Annotated in this window: 19 protein-coding genes and 1 pseudogene; 9 read left to right on the top strand and 11 right to left on the bottom strand. The window is 67.8% G+C overall.

The genetic code is table 11. From position 1 onward, the window contains the following. Positions 1 to 86 precede the first annotated feature (86 nt). Positions 87 to 575, top strand: coding sequence for a tRNA (cytidine(34)-2'-O)-methyltransferase (locus I3K84_RS16895; RefSeq protein ID WP_196995029.1), 489 nt, complete (start codon positions 87 to 89; stop codon positions 573 to 575). 31 nt (positions 576 to 606) lie between these two features. On the opposite strand, the gene I3K84_RS16890 is transcribed toward I3K84_RS16895, so the two are convergent. The 3 genes from I3K84_RS16890 to I3K84_RS16880 form a co-directional block, all read right to left on the bottom strand. Continuing rightward, a complete protein-coding gene (locus I3K84_RS16890) occupies positions 607 to 1,071 on the bottom strand; it encodes a MaoC family dehydratase (protein WP_011806640.1) in 465 nt (154 codons plus the stop codon). Between the two features lie 82 nt (positions 1,072 to 1,153). Beyond that, positions 1,154 to 1,774 carry a ParA family protein gene (locus tag I3K84_RS16885; RefSeq protein WP_196995028.1) on the bottom strand — a complete coding sequence of 207 codons (621 nt, stop codon included), beginning with the start codon at positions 1,772 to 1,774 and terminating at the stop codon, positions 1,154 to 1,156. Between the two features lie 147 nt (positions 1,775 to 1,921). Continuing rightward, positions 1,922 to 2,560: a LysE family transporter gene (locus tag I3K84_RS16880; RefSeq protein WP_196995027.1), complete on the bottom strand. Its 639-nt coding sequence runs from the start codon at positions 2,558 to 2,560 to the stop codon at positions 1,922 to 1,924. A 286-nt stretch (positions 2,561 to 2,846) separates the two neighbouring features. Between I3K84_RS16880 and kefC the strand changes: the two are divergent. Next, positions 2,847 to 4,716 (top strand): annotated as a pseudogene (kefC, locus tag I3K84_RS16875) (glutathione-regulated potassium-efflux system protein KefC). Between the two features lie 122 nt (positions 4,717 to 4,838). Here the strand turns inward: kefC and I3K84_RS16870 are convergent. The 5 genes from I3K84_RS16870 to I3K84_RS16850 form a co-directional block, all read right to left on the bottom strand. After that, positions 4,839 to 5,831, bottom strand: coding sequence for a tripartite tricarboxylate transporter substrate binding protein (locus I3K84_RS16870; protein WP_172208384.1), 993 nt, complete (start codon positions 5,829 to 5,831; stop codon positions 4,839 to 4,841). 88 nt (positions 5,832 to 5,919) lie between these two features. Continuing rightward, positions 5,920 to 6,720: a 3-oxoadipate enol-lactonase gene (pcaD, locus tag I3K84_RS16865; protein ID WP_196995025.1), complete on the bottom strand. Its 801-nt coding sequence runs from the start codon at positions 6,718 to 6,720 to the stop codon at positions 5,920 to 5,922. A 27-nt stretch (positions 6,721 to 6,747) separates the two neighbouring features. Continuing rightward, entirely contained in the window at positions 6,748 to 7,959 is a 1,212-nt protein-coding gene (gene pcaF / locus I3K84_RS16860; RefSeq protein WP_015914173.1) for a 3-oxoadipyl-CoA thiolase, read from the bottom strand. A 75-nt stretch (positions 7,960 to 8,034) separates the two neighbouring features. Next, a complete protein-coding gene (locus I3K84_RS16855) occupies positions 8,035 to 8,688 on the bottom strand; it encodes a 3-oxoacid CoA-transferase subunit B (RefSeq protein WP_196995024.1) in 654 nt (217 codons plus the stop codon). A 27-nt stretch (positions 8,689 to 8,715) separates the two neighbouring features. Then, complete coding sequence (locus tag I3K84_RS16850) at positions 8,716 to 9,411, bottom strand: 3-oxoacid CoA-transferase subunit A (RefSeq protein ID WP_015914175.1); 696 nt, start codon at positions 9,409 to 9,411, stop codon at positions 8,716 to 8,718. Between the two features lie 115 nt (positions 9,412 to 9,526). On the opposite strand from I3K84_RS16850, the gene I3K84_RS16845 reads away from it, so the two are divergent. Then, the gene (locus I3K84_RS16845) at positions 9,527 to 10,330 is read left to right on the top strand and encodes an IclR family transcriptional regulator (RefSeq protein WP_196995023.1); all 804 of its coding nucleotides are present in this window, start codon (positions 9,527 to 9,529) and stop codon (positions 10,328 to 10,330) included. Positions 10,331 to 10,396: 66 nt separating this feature from the next. On the opposite strand, the gene I3K84_RS16840 is transcribed toward I3K84_RS16845, so the two are convergent. After that, on the bottom strand, positions 10,397 to 10,618 hold the full coding sequence (locus I3K84_RS16840) for a hypothetical protein (RefSeq protein ID WP_015914177.1): 222 nt from the start codon (positions 10,616 to 10,618) through the stop codon (positions 10,397 to 10,399). A gap of 151 nt (positions 10,619 to 10,769) precedes the next feature. On the opposite strand from I3K84_RS16840, the gene I3K84_RS16835 reads away from it, so the two are divergent. After that, positions 10,770 to 11,204 carry a DUF1841 family protein gene (locus I3K84_RS16835; protein WP_041836092.1) on the top strand — a complete coding sequence of 145 codons (435 nt, stop codon included), beginning with the start codon at positions 10,770 to 10,772 and terminating at the stop codon, positions 11,202 to 11,204. Here the strand turns inward: I3K84_RS16835 and I3K84_RS16830 are convergent. Both I3K84_RS16830 and I3K84_RS16825 read right to left on the bottom strand, forming a co-directional pair. Then, on the bottom strand, positions 11,165 to 12,067 hold the full coding sequence (locus tag I3K84_RS16830; RefSeq protein ID WP_196995022.1) for a universal stress protein: 903 nt from the start codon (positions 12,065 to 12,067) through the stop codon (positions 11,165 to 11,167). The genes I3K84_RS16835 and I3K84_RS16830 overlap by 40 nt on opposite strands. Before the next feature lie 459 nt (positions 12,068 to 12,526). After that, positions 12,527 to 13,186, bottom strand: coding sequence for a cytochrome c (locus tag I3K84_RS16825; RefSeq protein ID WP_015914180.1), 660 nt, complete (start codon positions 13,184 to 13,186; stop codon positions 12,527 to 12,529). A gap of 108 nt (positions 13,187 to 13,294) precedes the next feature. On the opposite strand from I3K84_RS16825, the gene I3K84_RS16820 reads away from it, so the two are divergent. The 5 genes from I3K84_RS16820 to I3K84_RS16800 are packed head-to-tail and all read left to right on the top strand — an operon-like array spanning position 13,295 to position 18,114. After that, positions 13,295 to 14,137 carry a MoxR family ATPase gene (locus tag I3K84_RS16820; protein WP_196995021.1) on the top strand — a complete coding sequence of 281 codons (843 nt, stop codon included), beginning with the start codon at positions 13,295 to 13,297 and terminating at the stop codon, positions 14,135 to 14,137. 13 nt (positions 14,138 to 14,150) lie between these two features. Next, complete coding sequence (locus I3K84_RS16815; RefSeq protein ID WP_011806654.1) at positions 14,151 to 14,378, top strand: hypothetical protein; 228 nt, start codon at positions 14,151 to 14,153, stop codon at positions 14,376 to 14,378. Positions 14,379 to 14,395: 17 nt separating this feature from the next. Further along, complete coding sequence (locus I3K84_RS16810; RefSeq protein WP_103737211.1) at positions 14,396 to 14,998, top strand: GNAT family N-acetyltransferase; 603 nt, start codon at positions 14,396 to 14,398, stop codon at positions 14,996 to 14,998. An 18-nt stretch (positions 14,999 to 15,016) separates the two neighbouring features. Further along, entirely contained in the window at positions 15,017 to 16,204 is a 1,188-nt protein-coding gene (locus I3K84_RS16805; RefSeq protein WP_135149821.1) for a VWA domain-containing protein, read from the top strand. A 5-nt stretch (positions 16,205 to 16,209) separates the two neighbouring features. Then, positions 16,210 to 18,114 carry an autotransporter assembly complex family protein gene (locus I3K84_RS16800; protein ID WP_196995020.1) on the top strand — a complete coding sequence of 635 codons (1,905 nt, stop codon included), beginning with the start codon at positions 16,210 to 16,212 and terminating at the stop codon, positions 18,112 to 18,114. The last annotated feature ends 97 nt before the right edge of the window (positions 18,115 to 18,211 follow it).

Here is an 18,211-nt window from a genome sequence, read left to right as displayed (position 1 = left end):
CGGGCACGGCCGCCGGTATACGATTCATTACCATCTGCCGCCTCATCCGTCAGCCCGCCACCCGCGGGCCGCCGACAATAGCCACCATGTTTCACATCGTCCTCGTCGAGCCTGAGATTCCGCCCAACACCGGCAACGTGATCCGCCTGGCCGCCAATACCGGCTGCATGCTGCATCTGGTGGAACCGCTGGGCTTCTCCATGGAAGACCCTCTCATGCGCCGCGCGGGGCTGGACTACCACGAGTACGCCGAGGTGCGCCGCCACCCGGGCTGGACGGCCCTGCTGCGCGACATGCAGCCCGACCTGTCGCGCATGTTCGCGCTGACCACCCATGGCACGCAGTCGGTGTACGACACGGGCTTCCTGCCGGGCGACTGGTTCGTGTTCGGTGCCGAATCGCGCGGCCTGCCGCCGGAACTGCGCGAGACGTTCCCCCCCGCGCAGCGCCTGCGCCTGCCGATGCTGCCCAACCAGCGCAGCCTGAATCTGTCCAACGCCGTGGCCGTGACGGTCTACGAGGCGTGGCGGCAAAACAGCTTTCTCATTCCGCCCACGCAGACCCAGCCTGCCTGAACCGGACCGGCAGGCCCCCGGCGCAGGCCCTTCAGGCGGGTGCGCCGTAGCTGCGCACCAGCGCCTCTGCCACGCACACGGGCTTGTCGCCACCCTCGCGCTCCAGGGTCACCTCCCAGGTCATCTGCATGCCGTCGGGCGCGACGGGCTCGGCCGCTGCCAGCACCATGTGCGCGCGCAGCCGGCTGCCCACGGGCACGGGAGCGGGGAAGCGCACCCGGTTGAGCCCGTAGTTCACGCCCATGCGCGCGCCGGTGATGGCAAACGATGCCTCCATGAAGCGCGGCAGCAGCGACAGTGTCAGAAAGCCGTGCGCGATGGTGGTGCCGAACGGCCCCTGCGCTGCGCGCTGCGGGTCCACATGGATCCACTGGTGGTCGCCCGTGGCGTCGGCAAACCGGTCGATCTGCGCCTGGGTGACTTCCACCCAGTCGGTGACGGCCACTTCCTGCCCGACGCAGGAGGCCACTTCGGAATAGCTGCGGAAGGTTTTCATGCGGCCACTGTAGCGGCCTGCGCGCGCGGGCGCCTGTCGGCACCGCGACAGCCCAGGCGCTGGAACTCGGCCAGCGCGCGCGTCAGGCGCCGTCCAGCCAGGCGCAGATGCCCTGCCACTGCTCCAGGTCGCGCGCCACGCGGCCGGGCGACAGATCGAACAGCGACAGGCCGTGCGCCGCCAGGTGGATGTAGTTCTGCGTGTCGCGCAGGTAGCCCAGCACCGGCAGGCCCAGGCTGTCCACGAAGGCATGCAGCTTGTCCGCCGCGATGGTGCGCGCGTCCACGCGCATGCCCACGATGCCGATCGGCACGCCCGCGCTGCGACGGTGCGCGGCCAGCTCGTCCAGAAACTGGCGCGTGGCGAAGATGTCGAACACGCTGGGCTGCAGCGGCACGATGATGCGGTCGGCCAGCTTGAGCATGTCCTTCAACCGCCAGCCGTGCAGGCCCGCGGGCGTGTCGAGCACGGCGTGGGTGGCGTGCTTGGGCGGCTTGTTGAAGCGATCGGGCTCCACGTCCCACGCGCCGATGGGGCGCGCCGCGGCCGGGCGTTGCTGCAGCCACAGCCGCGCGGACTGCTGGCGGTCCACATCGCCCAGCACCACCGCATGCCCGCGGCTGGCGTAGTAGCCGGCGATGTTGGTGGCCAGCGTGGACTTGCCCACGCCGCCCTTGGGATTTGCAACTGCGACCACGGTCATGCCTGCCTCCTGTGTTCCGTACCCGCGCGGGGCCAGCCCGCATCGTAGTGCCGGCGGTCACGGCCGCTGGCTCCACATAAGCAAAAACAGGCCTTAGCGCCCGTCCATCAAGCGTTAATAGCTATCATAAAAATAGCAAACCACCGGCTACCCGTGCTGTGTGCCGCGCTTGACGAAAAACAGCTCTGCGCCCACCAGCATCAGCAGGCCGCCAAACACGCGGTTCTGCGTGCGCATGGCGCGGCCGCTGCGCATCAGCGTGCGCAGCGCGCTGGCGCTGGCGGCGTAGCCGTTCATCACGATCAGGTCCACCGAGAGCATGGTGACGGCCATCACCAGCAGCTGGCTCCACAGCGGGCGCGTGTCGGTCATGAACTGCGGCAACACGGCCACCATGAAGATGATGCCCTTGGGGTTGGTGGCATTGGTCAGCAGGCCGGTGAGCACGCGGCGGCGCCAGCTCGCGGGCTGCGCCTGCAGGTCGCCCTGCAGCGTGCCGGCGGCGCCCGCGCGCCACTGCATGAAGCCCAGGTAGATCAGGTAGCACGCACCCAGCACCTTGACGATGCTGAAGGCCAGTTCCGACGCCACCAGCAGCGACCCCACGCCCGCGCCGGCCACCACCAGGATCAGCAGCAGGCCCAGTTCCAGCCCTAGGATCGTGGCGCCCGCCTGGCGCACGCCGTAGGACAGCCCGTGGCTCATGGACAGCACGGCGCCCGAGCCCGGCGAGATGGCGATCACCCACGACGCCGCAAAAAAAGCCATCCAGGTATGCCAGTCCATGTCATGGTCCGTTGGGAAATGAGGGGGGAAGGAATGCGGCGATTCTATCGGCCGACGCAGCCGGCACGCTGCGCGGCGGTCCTCTGGCGTCCGGCATGAAAACGCGGCCTAGCGCTTTTCCATCCAGCGCTAACAGCTATCAAAACCAGAGCACCCACGGCACCCTGCCCGCCCGGTGCCCCCCCGCGTCTGCGCCGCCCGCGGGCCGGGTGCACAATTTCTGCCCGCGCCCGAGTGCGGCGCACGCACTCCCCGCATCACTTTTCGCGCCCTCTTCCTGCACACCATGGCCCAAGCCCCCGTCTGGCTCACCTACGGATTCACCTATCTCGCCGCGGCCGTGATCGCCGTCCCCATCGCCCGCGCGCTGGGGCTGGGCGCCATCATCGGCTACCTGGCCGCGGGCATCGCCATCGGCCCCTGGGGCCTGGCGCTGGTGAGCAATGTGCAGGACATCCTGCATTTCGCGGAGTTCGGCGTGGTGCTGATGCTGTTTCTGGTGGGGCTGGAGCTGCAGCCCAGCCGCCTGTGGAGCCTGCGCCGCCCCATCTTCGGCCTGGGCACGGCCCAGATGGTGGGCTGCGCCGCACTGCTGTGGGCCGCGGCCTGGGCGTTCGGGTTGCCATGGCGTGTGGGGCTGGTGGGCGCGCTCGGGCTGGCGCTGTCGTCCACCGCCATCGCGCTGCAGGTGATCCACGAGCGCAACCTGATGCGCACGGACAGCGGGCAGAAGGCCTTCTCGATCCTGCTGTTCCAGGACGTGGCGGCGATCCCCATCCTGGCGCTGCTGCCGCTGCTGGGCGTGGCCGCGCGCGCGGCCGAGCTGGACCATCCGCACGAAGTGCAGGAGCTGCTGCTGGAGGCGGCCAAGATCCTGGGCGTGGTGGGCGCCATCGTGCTCGGCGGGCGGCTCGCGCTGCGCCCGCTGCTGCGCTGGATCGCCAAGAGCAAGACGCCCGAGATCTTCACCGCCACCTCGCTGTTCCTGGTGGTGGGCATCGCCATGCTGATGCTCTCGGTGGGCCTGTCGATGGCGCTGGGCGCGTTCCTTGCCGGCGTGCTGCTGGCCGACAGCGAGTTCCGCCGCGAGCTGGAGACCGACATCGAGCCCTTCAAGGGCCTGCTGCTCGGCCTGTTCTTCATCGCCGTGGGCATGAGCATCGACTTCGGCGTGATCCTGCGCACGCCCTGGGGCATGCTGGCGCTGCTGCTGGGCTTCCTGGGCATCAAGGCACTGGTGATCTGGACGCTGGCGCGCGTGACCGCCATGCCCTACCAGGAGCGGCCGGTGTTCACGCTGCTGCTGGCGCAGGGCGGCGAATTCGCCTTCGTGGTGTTCCAGGCCGGCGCGGGCTTTCGCGCGATTCCGGCCGAGATGGCGTCGCTGCTGATCGGCGCGGTAGCCTTGTCCATGCTGATCAGCCCGCTGCTGCTGGTGCTGCTGGACCGGGTGCTGCTCAAGCGCTTTGCCACGCTGAAGACCGCCCCGCAGGCGCAGGAGATCTCCGAGCCGCAGTCGGCCCCGGTGATCATTGCCGGCTTCGGGCGCTATGGGCAGATCGTGGCGCGCATGATGCTGGCGCAGGGCGTGCCCGCCACGGTGCTGGACCACAGCGTGGAGATGCTGGAGGTGGCCCACACCTTTGGCTACCGTGTGTTCTATGGCGACGCCACGCGCGTGAACCTGCTGCGCATGGCCGGCGCCGAGCATGCGCGCATCCTGGTGGTGGCGGTGGACGCGCCGGAGCAGTCGCTCAAGATCGTGCAACTGGCGAAGAAGCACTTTCCCCAGTTGCAGATCGTGGCGCGCGCGCGACGTGACGCACTGGCACGCGCTGCGCGATCTGGGCGTGGAGCATGTGGAACGCGAGGTGTTCGAGTCCAGCCTGCGCACCGCGCGCACGGTGCTGGAGCTCAATGGCCTGTCGCCGCAAGAGGCCGACACCTTGGCCGAGCGCTTCCGCGCGCACAACATGGCGCTGTCCAACCGCATGTACGAGCACCACAACGACCGCGAGGCCATGATCGCCGTCGCCAAGCAGGGCCGCGCCCAGCTGGTGGAGCAGATGGCCAAGGAGCGCCAGGAACGCCTGGCCGCGGCGGAGGCTGGCGCCGGCCTGCCGCCCGAGGTGCCCCAGGCACCCAAGGCTCCATAACAAAAGAGCCTGTAGCGCCCGCCTATCAAGCGCTACAAGCTCTCGTATCAATAGCAGATCACCGCTACCCCTCCACCCGCCGTGTGAGGGAGGGGTAAGCGGCTGAACCGCTCAGCGAAGGGTCAGTCGGCCGTCGCGCCGGACTCCTTCACCACCTTGCCCCACTTCACGCTTTCGGCCTTGATGAAGGCGGCGAACTGGTCGGGGGTCTCGGCCACCACGTCACCGCCTTGTTCGGCGATCTTCTTCTTCACGTCGGCCTGGTTCAGCACCTTGATCAGCGCAGCGTGCAGCTTGTCCAGCACCGGCTTGGGCGTGCCGGCCGGGGCAAACATGCCGAACCAGGAGGTTGCCTCGTAGCCGGGCACGCCGGCTTCGGCGATGGTCGGCACGTCAGGCAACTCGGGCGAGCGCTTGGCGGTGGTCACGGCGATGGGGCGCAGCTTGCCCGAGCGCACGTGCTGGATGGCCGAGGGCATGTTGTCGAACATGACGGAAGTCTGGCCGCCCAGCAGGTCGGTCATGGCGGGGGCGCTGCCCTTGTAGGGGATGTGCAGCAGGTCGGTGCCGGTCATGCTCTTGAAGAGCTCGCCCGACACGTGGGGCGACGCGCCGCTGCCGGGCGAGCCAAACGTGATCTTGCCGGGGTTGGCCTTGGCATAGGCGATCATTTCCTTCACGGTCTTGAACGGCTGGCTGGGGTGGGCCACCAGCAGGTTGGGCACCGTGGCCACGCGCGACAGCGGTGCAAAGTCCTTCACCGGGTCGAAGGGCATCTTCTTGTACAGCGACTGGTTGATGGCGTGCGTGCCCACCGTACCCATGAACAGGGTGTAGCCGTCGGCTGCGGCCTTGGCGGCCAGCGATCCGCCAATGTTGCCGCCCGCGCCGGGCTTGTTGTCCACCACGACGGACTGGCCCAGCTCGGTGGTGAGGCCCTGGCCCACGATGCGCGCCAGGATGTCGGTGGTGCCGCCGGCCGAGAACGGCACGATGATGGTGATGGGCTTGGTGGGGAAGTTCTGCGCCAGGGCGCCCAGGGGCAGCGCGCCGGCGGCGGCCACGGCCAGGGAGGCCAGCAGCGTGCGGCGGGTGGTGTGATGAAGGTTGGTCATGCTTGTTTCCTCTTTCTCTAGGATTGGATGAATGGAAGGGAGCGGCGTGGGCAGCGCAGCAAGCCACGCCGCATCGCCACCTGCGGTCTCAGCCGCGCAGGAACTGCGCCAGGGCCTCGTCAAAGGCCTGCGGCGCTTCCAGGTTGGACAGGTGCGAAGCCGGCACTTCGGCCAGCCGCGCACCGGCAATGGCCGCCTGCATGAAGCGGCCGTCGGCCACGGTGGTCACAGGGTCGGCGCTGCCAGCCACGATCAGCGTGGGCACGTCGATGCCACCCATCTGCGAGCGCAGGTCGGCCAGCGCCAGGGCTTCGCAGCAGGCGGCATAGCCCTCAGGGGAAATGCCGGCAATCCAGCTCTGCGCGCGCAGCACCACGTCCGGCTCGGCCGCGCAGAAGGCTGGGGTGAACCAGCGCGCGGGTGACGATGCGGCCAGCTCCGCCATGGCGTCACGGCCCTTTTCGCGCACCAGCGCGGCGCGGGCCTGCCAGCCTTCGGCCGTGCCGATCTTGGCGGCGCTGTTGCATACCGCCAGGCTCAGCAGGCGCTGGGGCTGGTGCACGCCCAGCCACAGGCCCGTGAAGCCGCCCATGGAAATGCCGCAGAAGTGCGCACGCTCGATCCGCAGCGCATCCAGCAGCGCGACCACGTCGCCGCCCAGCAGTTCGAAGGTGTAGGGGCCGGGTGTCACCACGCTCGCGCCGTGGCCGCGCGTGTCGTAGCGCACCACGCGGAAGTCCTGGGCGAAGCGCGCGGCCTGCGCGTCCCACATCTCCAGCGTGGTGCCCAGGGAGTTGGAAAACACCAGGGCCGGGGCGCCCCCGGGGCCTTGCACGCACACGCGCAGGCGCCCGCCTTGCACGTCCACCCAGCGTTCTTGCTTGTTCATGCTCGCTCCTCGGGTCACGCCGCGCGCTTACACGCGCTCCAGCACCACGGCGATGCCCTGGCCCACGCCGATGCACATGGTGCACAGCGCGTAGCGGCCGCCCAGCGTGTGCAGCTGGTTCACGGCGGTGGTGGCCAGGCGCGCGCCCGAGGCTCCCAGCGGGTGGCCCAGGGCGATGGCGCCGCCCCACTGGTTGACGCGCTTGTCGTCATCGGCAACACCCAGGTCGCGCAGCACGGCCAGGCCCTGTGCGGCGAAGGCTTCGTTCAGTTCGATCACGTCCATCTGGTCCAGCGTCAGGCCGGTCTGGGCCAGCACCTTGCGCACGGCGGGCGCGGGGCCAAAGCCCATGATGCGCGGCGCCACACCGGCCACGGCCATGCCCACCACGCGGGCGCGGGGCACCAGGTTGTATTGCTGGGCAGCCGCTTCATCGGCCAGCAGCAGGGCGCAGGCGCCGTCGTTCACGCCGCTGGCGTTGCCGGCCGTGACGGTGCCGCCCTCGCGCACCACGCCCTTGAGCTTGGCCAGCGCCTCCAGCGTGGTGGCGCGCGGATGCTCGTCCTGGCTGACCACGACGGCGTCGCCCTTCTTCTGGGGAATGACGACGTTGACGATTTCCTTGGCCAGGTAGCCGGCGGCCATCGCGGCGGCGGCCTTTTGCTGGCTGGCCAGGGCCATGCGGTCCTGGGCCTCGCGCTCGATCTTGAAATCGTCAGCCACGTTCTCGGCCGTCTCGGGCATGGAGTCCACGCCGTATTGAGCCTTCATCAGCTTGTTGATGAAGCGCCAGCCGATGGTGGTGTCGTACACCGCGTTGCTGCGGCTGAAGGCGCTTTCCGCCTTGGGCATCACGAAGGGCGCGCGGCTCATGCTTTCCACGCCGCCGGCGATCATCAGGCGCGCCTCGCCCGACTTGATGGCGCGCGCGGCGGAGCCCACGGCGTCCAGGCCCGAGCCGCACAGGCGGTTGATGGTGGCGCCGGGCACGTCGATGGGCAGGCCGGCCAGCAGGCTGGACATGCGCGCCACGTTGCGGTTGTCCTCGCCGGCCTGGTTGGCGTTGCCATACAGCACGTCATCCACCGCTGCCCAGTCCACGCCAGGGTTGCGCTCCATCAGCGCCTTGATGGGCAACGCTCCCAGGTCGTCGGTGCGCACGCTGGAGAGGGCGCCGCCGTAGCGGCCGAAGGGGGTGCGGATCGCGTCGCAGATGAAGGCTTGGCGGGCGTTGCTCATGGTGTCTCCGAGGGGAATATCAAAAAAGTGAGCTGCCAGCGCTTGTCCATCAAGCGCTGGAGGCCGTTTTGGTACTTATTGCTGTGCGGGCTGGATCGGCAGGCCGACGATGCGCTCCAGCTCCTCGTGCGAGAGGCCGGGCACGGTGTCGATCAGGCGCAGGCCCTGGGGCGTGCATTCCAGCGTGCACAGGTCGGTGTAGATGCGCTTGACGCAGGCCAGGCCCGTCAGGGGGTAGCTGCAGGCCTGGACCACCTTGCATTCGCCGGTCTTGCTGACCAGATCCATCATCACCCAGGTGGACTTGGCGCCCACGGCCAGGTCCATGGCGCCGCCCACGGAGGGAATGGCGCCGGGCTCGCCGGTGCTCCAGTTGGCCAGGTCGCCGGTGCTAGACACCTGGAAGGCACCCAGCACGCAAATATCCAGGTGGCCGCCGCGCATCATGGCGAAGCTGTCGGCATGGTGAAAGTAGCAACCGCCGGGCAGCAGCGTGACGGGCTGCTTGCCGGCATTGGTCAGGTCATAGTCCTCCTGGCCTTTGGCGGGCGCGGGGCCCATGCCCAGGATGCCGTTCTCGGAATGCAGCACCACCTCGCGGCCTGCGGGGATGTGGTTGGCCACCAAGGTCGGCTGGCCGATGCCCAGGTTCACATAGGCACCGTCGAAGATGTCCTGTGCCACTCGTGCGGCCAGTTCGTCCTTGGTTCGTTTTTGATAGCTGCTCACGCTGTATCTCCTTGGGCTGAACGGGCTTTACTTCTTGAATCCACCGGCCTGGGTGGCCACGCGCGGCACCTGGACGACCTTGCTCACGTAGATGCCGGGGGTGACCACGGCCTCGGGGTCCATCTCGCCCAGCTCCACCAGTTCGTGCACGGTCGCCACGGTGTACTTGGCCGCCATGGCGCACACGGGGCCGAAGTTGCGCGCCGACATGCGGTAGGTCAGGTTGCCCCAGCGGTCGCCCTTCTCGGCCTTGACCAAGGCCACATCGCCGTAGATGGGGTACTCCAGCACGTAGTGCTTGCCGTTGATCTCGCGGGTTTCCTTGCCTTCGGCCAGCTGCGTGCCGTAGGCCGTGGGGCAGAAGAAGGCGCCGATGCCGGCGCCCGCGGCGCGCATGCGCTCGGCCAGGTTGCCCTGGGGCACCAGTTCCAGTTCGATCTTGCCGCTGCGGTACAGCTCGTCGAACACATAGCTGTCCACCTGGCGCGGGAAGCTGCAGATGATCTTGCGCACCTGCCCGCTCTTGAGCAGCGCGGCCAGGCCGGCATCGCCGTTGCCGGCGTTGTTGTTGACCACGGTGAGGTCGCGCGCGCCTTGGGCGATCAGGCCGTTGATCAGTTCAATGGGGTTGCCCGAAGTGCCAAAGCCGCCAATCAGTACGGTGGCGCCGTCCTGCACGCCCGCGAGCGCCTCGGCAACGGAATCCGCAATCTTGTTGATCATGTGTTGCTGGTCCAGTGAGGGGAAAAGGAGCCGGCCCGGGCCGGCTGTCGTGATCGTGTCACTTTGTTCGTATATAGAACAAATGTTCGTATAATGAATTTTAGGACGAACTGCCATGGATGACACCCCCCTTTCCGTAAGTAATACCCACAAGCCGGGGGATAGCTACGTGCAGTCGTTTGCACGCGGGCTGGAGGTGATCCGCTCCTTCAGCGCGGCGGCGCCGCAGCAGACCCTGAGCGAAGTCGCGGCACGCACCGGCCTGACGCGCGCAGGCGCGCGCCGCATCTTGCTGACGCTGCAGACGCTCGGGTATCTAGAGAGCGATGGCCGGCTGTTCCGCCTCACGCCGCGCATCCTGGACCTGGGCTTTGCCTACCTGAGTTCCATGCCCATCTGGGACCTGGCCGAGCCGCTGATGGAGGCCCTTACCGACCGCGTGCACGAGTCCTGCTCCGCCGCCGTGCTGGACGGGCTGGACATCGTCTATGTGCTGCGCGTACACACCCACAAGATCATGAGCACCAACCTGGCCGTGGGCTCACGCCTGCCGGCGTTCTGGACATCGCTGGGCCGCGTGCTGCTGGCCGAGCTGCCCGAGCAGGACCTGCGCGCCCGGCTGGCCGCGCTGCCGCGCCAGCAGTTCACGCGCCACACGGTGCTGGACGATGCGACGCTGCTCGCGCGCATCGCCCAGGCACGCGCCCAGGGCTGGTGCCTGGTGGATCAGGAACTGGAAGAGGGTTTGATTTCGGTGGCAGCGCCGCTCAAGAATCGGGCGGGCCAGGTGGTGGCGGCCCTGAACATCAGCGGCCAGGCCAATCGCACCAGCACCGAAATGCTGCGCGAGCAGTTGCTGCCCGAGTTGCTGGCCACGGCCCAGACCATCTCGCGCATGCTGGGCACGCGCAGGCCCTGACGTACGTAGGACCTGGGCCTACGCCCGCGCGCACGGCGCAAACCGTGCGCGGCCATGGAACCTGCGTCAGGGCTTGCGCATGCTGAGCACCAGCACCAGGGCGCCCACGGCGATCGCGCCAATGCTGAGCCATTGCGGCACGTTGACGGATTCCTTTTCCTTCACCGACAGCTCCAGCGGCCCGATGCGGGCCTGCGTGGTTTCCTTGGTGAAGCTGAAGCCCCCGGTGAAGAACCCGGCCAGGCCCAGAATCAGCAAGATCACGCCCAGAATGCGCATGCCCGTCATGGTGTCCACCTCTTTTTTATGTTGGTCGTAGGGTCGGCAGCCGCCTGCGGCGCCCGCCGCTAATCTAGAGCTGGGCGTAACCCCGCCGGCGTAGGAGGCCACCGCGACATCCCGCGGCAGAGCCGCCACGTTGCATGCTACTCTGGAATCCATGTTCAATCCCACCCAAGCCGACGTACGCCGATTCTTCTGCGCCACGCATGCCAAGCAGCAGGCCGGCCAGCCCATGGAGGCCATCGAGACGCTGGCCGGCCTGTGGATCGCGGAGCACCCCGAGTACCAGCCCGAGCTGGCCGATGTGGACACCGCCCTGGCGCGCAACTACGACGAGACGCCGGACCGCACCAACCCCTTCCTGCACCTGTCGATGCACCTCTCGATCAGCGAGCAGTGCAGCATCGACCAGCCGCGCGGCATCCGCCAGGCCGTGGAGCTGCTGGCCGCGCGCCTGGGATCGTTGCACGACGCGCACCACGCCGCCATGGAGTGCCTGGGCACCATGCTGTGGGAGGCCCAGCGCGCGGGTCGGGCACCCGACGGCGACGCCTATATCGCCTGCGTCCAGCGGCGCGCCACGCGGGGCTGAGCCGTGGTGCCGCGCGGTGCGGCGCCCGCGTAGTCGTGCGGGTACACCAGCACGTCGCAGCCCACGTCCCCCAGCAGCCGCTGGGCTACGCTGCCCAGCAGCAGATCCAGCATCCATCCCCGGCGCCGGTGCATCAGCGCCACCAGCTCCGCGCCCGAGCGCTCCTGCTGCACGGCCACCTGCCGCGCCACATCGCCCATGCCGACGGTCATTCCCACACGATTGCGCCGCGCCTCAAAGGCATCGGACAGCCGCACCAGCCGGTCGTGCGCATGCCGCTGCATTTGCGCGCGCCACGCGCGCACAGCCTGGGCCGATGCCTCGGCACTGCGCAGCTTGGCCTCATCGCGCAGGTCCACGGCATGGAACAGCTCCACCGCAGCGGCAGTGTCCAGCCCGCTCGCGTAGCGCACCATGGCATCGGCCGCCGGCGAAAAATCCACGGCCAGCAGCACATGCGCATAAGCCTCGCGCGCCGCGCGCTGCACCACCAGCACGGGGCACGGACTGCGCCGCAGGATCTGGCTCAACGTGCCACCGCGCCACAACTGCTCCACGCCCTGGTGCGCGCGCTTGTCCAGCACCAGCAGGTCGGCGCCCACGGCCGCGCGCAAGACCTCATCCACCACGCCGGCGCCGCGGTACGCCAGGGCCTTGACCGGCAGGTCGTGGCGGCGCGCCAGTTGGCGCGCGCGCTGCTCCAGCCGCGCCTGCGGGTCGACGAACTTCGGGTCCGGCTGCTCCGCACCGAACAGAAGATGCAGGCGCGCCTTGTGCTCGGCAGCCAACAGCGCGGCACGGTCAAGCGCATGCTCCGCCGCGGTCGAGAAATCGGTGAGGGCCACAATGGTCTGAAGGCGCATAGTCAAAACTCCTGATCAACAAGCGGGAACAACGGCGCACAAAGCGACCGTCAGCGGCGCGTCATCGGCGGGAAGAAGGTGCGCATCCGGGGTACCGCACGGCGGGGCGCGCGGCAAGCAGGCCCCAGCGCACCGGAGCTGGCTGCCCGGCGGTACGCGTGACGCTTGGATGAAAGGAGTGGAGAACCGCCGGGCCTAGTGATCTGCGGCCGGCGAAGCTGGTTTCAGAACACCCATCCTGCGCATGGCGCGCGCCATCACGACGGCTGCAGATGCAAGCCGCGCGATACGGACGCACGGGGTGGAAACCAGGAAACGCATAGGGCCGATTGTAGGAAGTCCCTCCCTCCGGGGCAACCATTGCGCACCTGGGCGTGCCAGATAAGGAACCCGGCCCGCTTGCCTCAACCGGGCGTAAAAAAACCCGCGTTGGCGGGCTTCTTCGGGTGCGTGCCACGGTCAGCGAAAGCGCGGCTGCGGAACGACCTGCAGGTCTCCATCGAGCGAACCCAGGTAACCCGCCAGCGCCTTCAGCTCGGCGTTGGAAAACTGCTTGGCAATGCCGGCCATCACGCCGTTGCTGCGGCCCACGTACGCGCCCTTGTCGGTCTTGTACGACTTGAGCGCCACGAACAGGTAGTCCGCATGCTGGCCCGCGATCTTGGGATAGGACGGGTCGATGGGCTTGGCGAAGTTCTCGCCGTGGCAGGACACGCAAGCGCCCTTTTGCAGCAGCTGCGCCACCTGGGCATTGGGTTCGCGCGAGGGCTTGGCGGGTGCCCCGGCGCTCGTGCCGTGCTCGGCATAGTAGGCCGCCACATCGGCGATGTCCTGCTCGGACAGCGAATCGGCGATGCCGCGCATGGTGGGATGCTTGCGATCGCCCTTCTTGTAGGCGTCGAGTGCGGAGGCGATGTACTTGGCACCCTGGCCGGAAATCATCGGCACCTTGTGCACTTCGGGGAAGCTGGCCTGGTAGCCCGGGATGCCGTGGCACCCGATGCACATGGCGATCTTTTGCGCCCCAGCTTTGGCATCTCCCTTGATCTCCTCGGCATGGAGAAAACCGGTCGCACAAGCGACAGACAGGCCGAATATCGTGGTCAGTGTCTTCTTCATTTTGCGCGCACAATCAGGCGATTGGTTGTCTCCGCGTTCTAGTTCGTGGACGATTATAGCCAGCGCTTGTCAAGCCCTTTCATCAACGATTTCCCTATTCCCAGGCCCATGAAATTCCAAGGATCCCAGAATTACGTTGCCACCCAGGACCTGATGCTCGCGGTGAATGCAGCCATCACACTGCAGCGCCCGCTGCTGGTCAAGGGCGAGCCCGGCACGGGCAAGACCATGCTGGCCGAGGAAGTGGCCCAGGCGCTGGACATGCCGCTCCTGCAGTGGCACATCAAGTCCACCACCAAGGCGCAGCAGGGCCTGTACGAATATGACGCGGTGAGCCGCCTGCGCGACTCGCAACTGGGCGACGAGCGCGTCAAGGACATCCACAACTACATCGTCAGGGGCGTGCTGTGGCAGGCCTTCACGGCCGACAAGCCGGTGGCCCTGCTGATCGACGAGATCGACAAGGCCGACATCGAATTCCCCAATGACCTGCTGCGCGAACTCGACCGCATGGAGTTCTACTGCTACGAAACGCGCGAGATGATCCGGGCCAAGCACCGCCCGCTGGTGTTCATCACCTCCAACAACGAGAAGGAGCTGCCCGATGCTTTCCTGCGCCGCTGCTTCTTCCACTACATCAAGTTCCCCGAGGCCGAGACGATGAAGAAGATCGTCGACGTGCACTTCCCCACGCTCAAGAGCGAACTGCTCACCGTGGCGATGAAGACCTTCTACGACGTGCGCAACCTGCCCGGCCTGAAGAAGAAGCCCTCGACCAGTGAGCTCATCGACTGGCTCAAGCTGCTGGTGGCCGAGGAGATCCCTCTCGAAGCCCTGCAAAGCGCCGACAACAAGGTGGCCGTGCCGCCGCTGGTGGGCGCGCTGCTCAAGAACGAGCAGGACGTGAGCCTCTTCGAGAAGCTGGTCTTCATGAACCAGCGCAACCGCTGAGCCAGAGCCCGTCATGAGCACTGCACAGCGGCTTCTGATGGAAGGTGCGTCCGACGCGATAGGGTTCGTGGGCGGCGCGCTCGCGGGCTATGGCGTGGGCCTGCTGCTGGGGATGGATATCTTCAGCGAGGGCTACGGGGCGGCCAGCATTGCAGGCATCGCCTTGGTGGGCATTGGGGGCGGGCTGGGCCTGCACCTGGCACGGCGCTGGCGCGCGGCCCGCAGCGCACGGAAAGAATGAGCAAGGAGCAACAGTCCATGGCCTTCGTCGAGCCCGTCACCCTGCGCCAGAGCGGCGTGCGGCTGGAGCCCCTGGCCCTGGCGCATGAAGCCGGCCTCGCCGCCGCCGCGGCCGACGGCGAGCTGTGGAGACTGCGCGTCACCAGCGTGCCCGAGCCGCAGGACACGCGCGCCTACATCGAGACGGCGCTGCGCATGCGCGACGAAGGCAACCGTTTCGCGTTTGCCGTGCTCGACGATGCCACGGGCCGCGTGCTGGGCACGACGAGCTACCACGACATCCTGCCCGCCGTGAAGCGGGTGGAGATCGGCTACACCTGGTACCGCCAGAGCGTGCAGCGCACGCATGTGAACACCACTGCCAAGCTGCTGATGATGGGCCATGCCTTCGACACGCTGGGCTGCCACGTGGTGGGCTGGCGCACGGACAACTTCAACTTTGCATCGCAGCGCGCCATCGAGCGCCTGGGCGCGAAGAAGGACGGCGTGATCCGCGGCCATGCGCTGCGTCGCGACGGCACCATCCGCGACACGGTGATGTACAGCATGCGCAGCGGCGAATGGCCCGAAGCGCGCGCGCAGTTGCTATACCTTCTGCAGCGCCATGCGCCCGCTGAATAAGCGCTGGAGGCCTGTTTCATGTTGATCGACTTCTTCTACACCCTGCGCGCCGGCAAGCTGCCGGTGTCCGTGAAGGAATTCCTCACGCTGCTGGAGGCGCTGCAGGCCGGCGTGGTCGGCCCCAAGTCCGACGACGCCTGGAGCCTGGACGACTTCTACTACCTCGCGCGCACCGCGCTGGTGAAGGACGAAAAGCACTTCGACAAGTTCGACCGCGCGTTCGCGGCCTACTTCAAGGGCGTGGAGATGCTGGCCGACTTCCGCAAGGAGATCCCCGCCGACTGGCTGCGCAAGATGCTGGAGCGCGAGCTGACGCCCGAGCAGAAGGCCGCCATCGAGAAGATGGGCTGGGACGAGCTGATGGAGACGCTCAGGAAGCGCCTGGAGGAGCAGAAGGAGCGCCACGAAGGCGGCAACAAGTGGATCGGCACGGGCGGCACCAGCCCCTTCGGCCATGGCGGCTACAACCCGCAGGGCATCCGCATCGGCGGCGCGGGCAAGAACAAGAGCGCCGTGAAGGTGTGGGAGCAGCGCGCCTACCGCGACTACGACGACACGCAGGAGCTGGGCACGCGCAACATCAAGGTGGCGCTGCGCCGCCTGCGCAAGTTCGCACGCGAGGGGCATGAGCTGGAGCTGGACCTGCCGGACACCATTCGCGCCACGGCGGCCAACGCGGGCTGGCTGGACATCAAGATGGTGCCCGAGCGCCACAACAACGTGAAGGTGCTGCTGCTGATGGACGTGGGCGGCACCATGGACGAGCACATCCAGCGCGTGGAGGAACTCTTTTCTGCCGTGAAGAGCGAGTTCAAGCACCTGGAGTTCTACTACTTCCACAACTGCGTTTACGACTTCATGTGGAAGAACAACCGCCGCCGCTTCGCGGAGAAGTTCCCGACCTGGGACATCATCCGCAAGTACAACAAGGACTACAAACTCATCTTCGTGGGCGACGCCACCATGAGCCCGTACGAGATCCTGCAGCCCGGCGGCAGCGTGGAATACAACAACGAGGAGCCCGGCGCCGAGTGGTTGCAGCGCCTCACGCACGCCTTCCCCCGGTTCGCGTGGATCAACCCCGAACCCCAGGGCGTGTGGCAGTACCGCCAGAGCATCAGCATCATCCAGCAGCTCATGGGCGATCGCATGTACCCTTTGTCACTCAAAGGCCTCGAAGAAACGATGCGGCTTTTGTCAAAATAGCCCGCATGACCAAGCCAAGCTCAGCGCCGGCCCGGCGGCCGGCGTTGCTGTTTCTGCTGATCGGCCTGGCCCTCTTGCAGGGCTGCAGCCTGCTGCAGCGCCCCTCCCCCGCGCCGCACGACGCACCCTCTTCCGTCACCTCCGAGGCGGGCCCGGACTCCGGCCCCGATGCGTTCGCGCTGGATGTGCAGGTGGAGGACGACACCCTGCGCGAGTACCTCACGCGCCATCTGGAGCTGCAGCGCTTTCGCCAACTGCCCGACCTGCAGGCGCATGAACTCACGCGGCTGCTGGGTTCGGCCGACGCGAACGCCCGCGACCTGCTGGCCACGCAGGGCTACTTCAGTCCCGAGATCACCATCGAGCTGCGCGAGCAGGCCACCGACGCCGACGCGCCCCCGCGCACCGTGCTGGTCAACGTGTCGCCCGGCCCGCGCACGCACATCGCCAGTGCCGACATCACGCTGATGGGCGAGGACGGCCAGGGTGCCGACGCGACCGAGCTCGCGCGCCGCCAGGCCCGGTTGCAGCGCGGCTGGTCGCTGCCGCCCGGCGAGCCGTTCACGCAGGAGGGCTGGGACAGTGCCAAGAACCAGGGCCTGCGCGATCTGCAGGCGCGCCGCTACCCCACGGCGCGCATCGCCAGCAGCCGCGCCGAGGTGGACGCCGACCGCGCCGAGGCCAAGCTGCAGGTGGCCTACGCGCCTGGCCCGGCCTACCGTTTTGGCACCCTGCAGATCCAGGGTGGCGAGCGTTACGACAACGAGGGCCTGCGCCGCATTGCGCGCCTGCCCACGGGCGAGGTCTACAGCGAGGCGCGCCTGCTGGACACCCAGCAGCGCCTGGCCAGCAGCGGCTATTACGACGCGGTGTTCCTCACGCTGGACACCGAGCACGGCGATCCGCAGTCCGCGACCGTGATCGCCCAGGTGCGCGACGCGCCGCTGCAAAAAATGGTCTTCGGCGTCGGTATCTCCACCGACAGCGGACCGCGCCTGTCCATGGACCACACGCACAACCGCCTGCCGGGCTTGGGCTGGCGCGCCGTGAGCAAGGTGGCGGTGGACAACAAGCGCAAGCTGCTGTCCACCGACTGGACCGGGCTGCCGCATGCGAACGGCTGGCGCTGGTTCGCGGGCCTGCAGCTGCAGCGCGAGGCCACGGGCAGCTACGACGTGGACAGCTCGCGGCTGCGCGCCGGGCGCACCAAGAGCACGGACCGCATCGACCGCAGCTACTTCCTGCAGCACGACACGGCCAAGAACCGCGGCGAGGACGCACCGCCGTCCAGCAGCGCGATCTCCGCCAACTACGGCTGGACGGGGCGCTACTTCAACAACAACACCAACCCCACGCGCGGCTGGGGCCTGGCGGCCGAGCTGGGCGTGGGCACCACGCTGCGCCCGGAGCGCGACCCCTTCGTGCGCACCCTGCTGCGCTGGCAGTCCTTCGTCGGCCTGGGCCGCGTGGACCTGGGGAACAACGTGCGCCGCGGCAGCCGCCTGTCGCTGCGCCTGGAGGGCGGCGCGGTGCTGGCGCGCGACGGCGCCGACATCCCCGTCACCCAGCTGTTCCTGACCGGCGGCGACACCACCGTGCGCGGCTACGGCTACCGCAGCATCGGCGCGCGCACCGACGCGGACAAGCTCTTCGGCGGGCGCTACATGGCCGTGGGCAGCGCCGAATGGCAGCGCCCCATCACCGTGCGCGGCAACCGCACCGACTTTGAGAGCGCCCCGTTCATCGACGCCGGCGCCGTGGCCGACACACCTGGCGATCTCACGGCGCGCGTGGGCGTGGGTGCAGGCCTGCGCTGGCAAAGCCCGGTGGGCCCGCTGCAGGCCGACCTGGCCTATGGCCTGCACACGCACCAGGTACGGCTGCACCTGCGGCTGGGCTACACGTTCTGATATGCAAAAAAGTGAGCTGCCAGCGCTTGATACACAAGGGATTTTGATATTTTTCGTTTCGAATTCCTTTGCTGGCAAGCGCTAGCAGCTATTGTTT

The sequence above is a fragment of the Diaphorobacter sp. JS3051 genome (assembly GCF_015832135.1).
GTDB classification, from domain to species: domain Bacteria; phylum Pseudomonadota; class Gammaproteobacteria; order Burkholderiales; family Burkholderiaceae_C; genus Diaphorobacter; species Diaphorobacter nitroreducens.
Note: the sequence above shows the minus strand (reverse complement) of the source record. Positions and strands in the feature narration are given on the sequence as shown.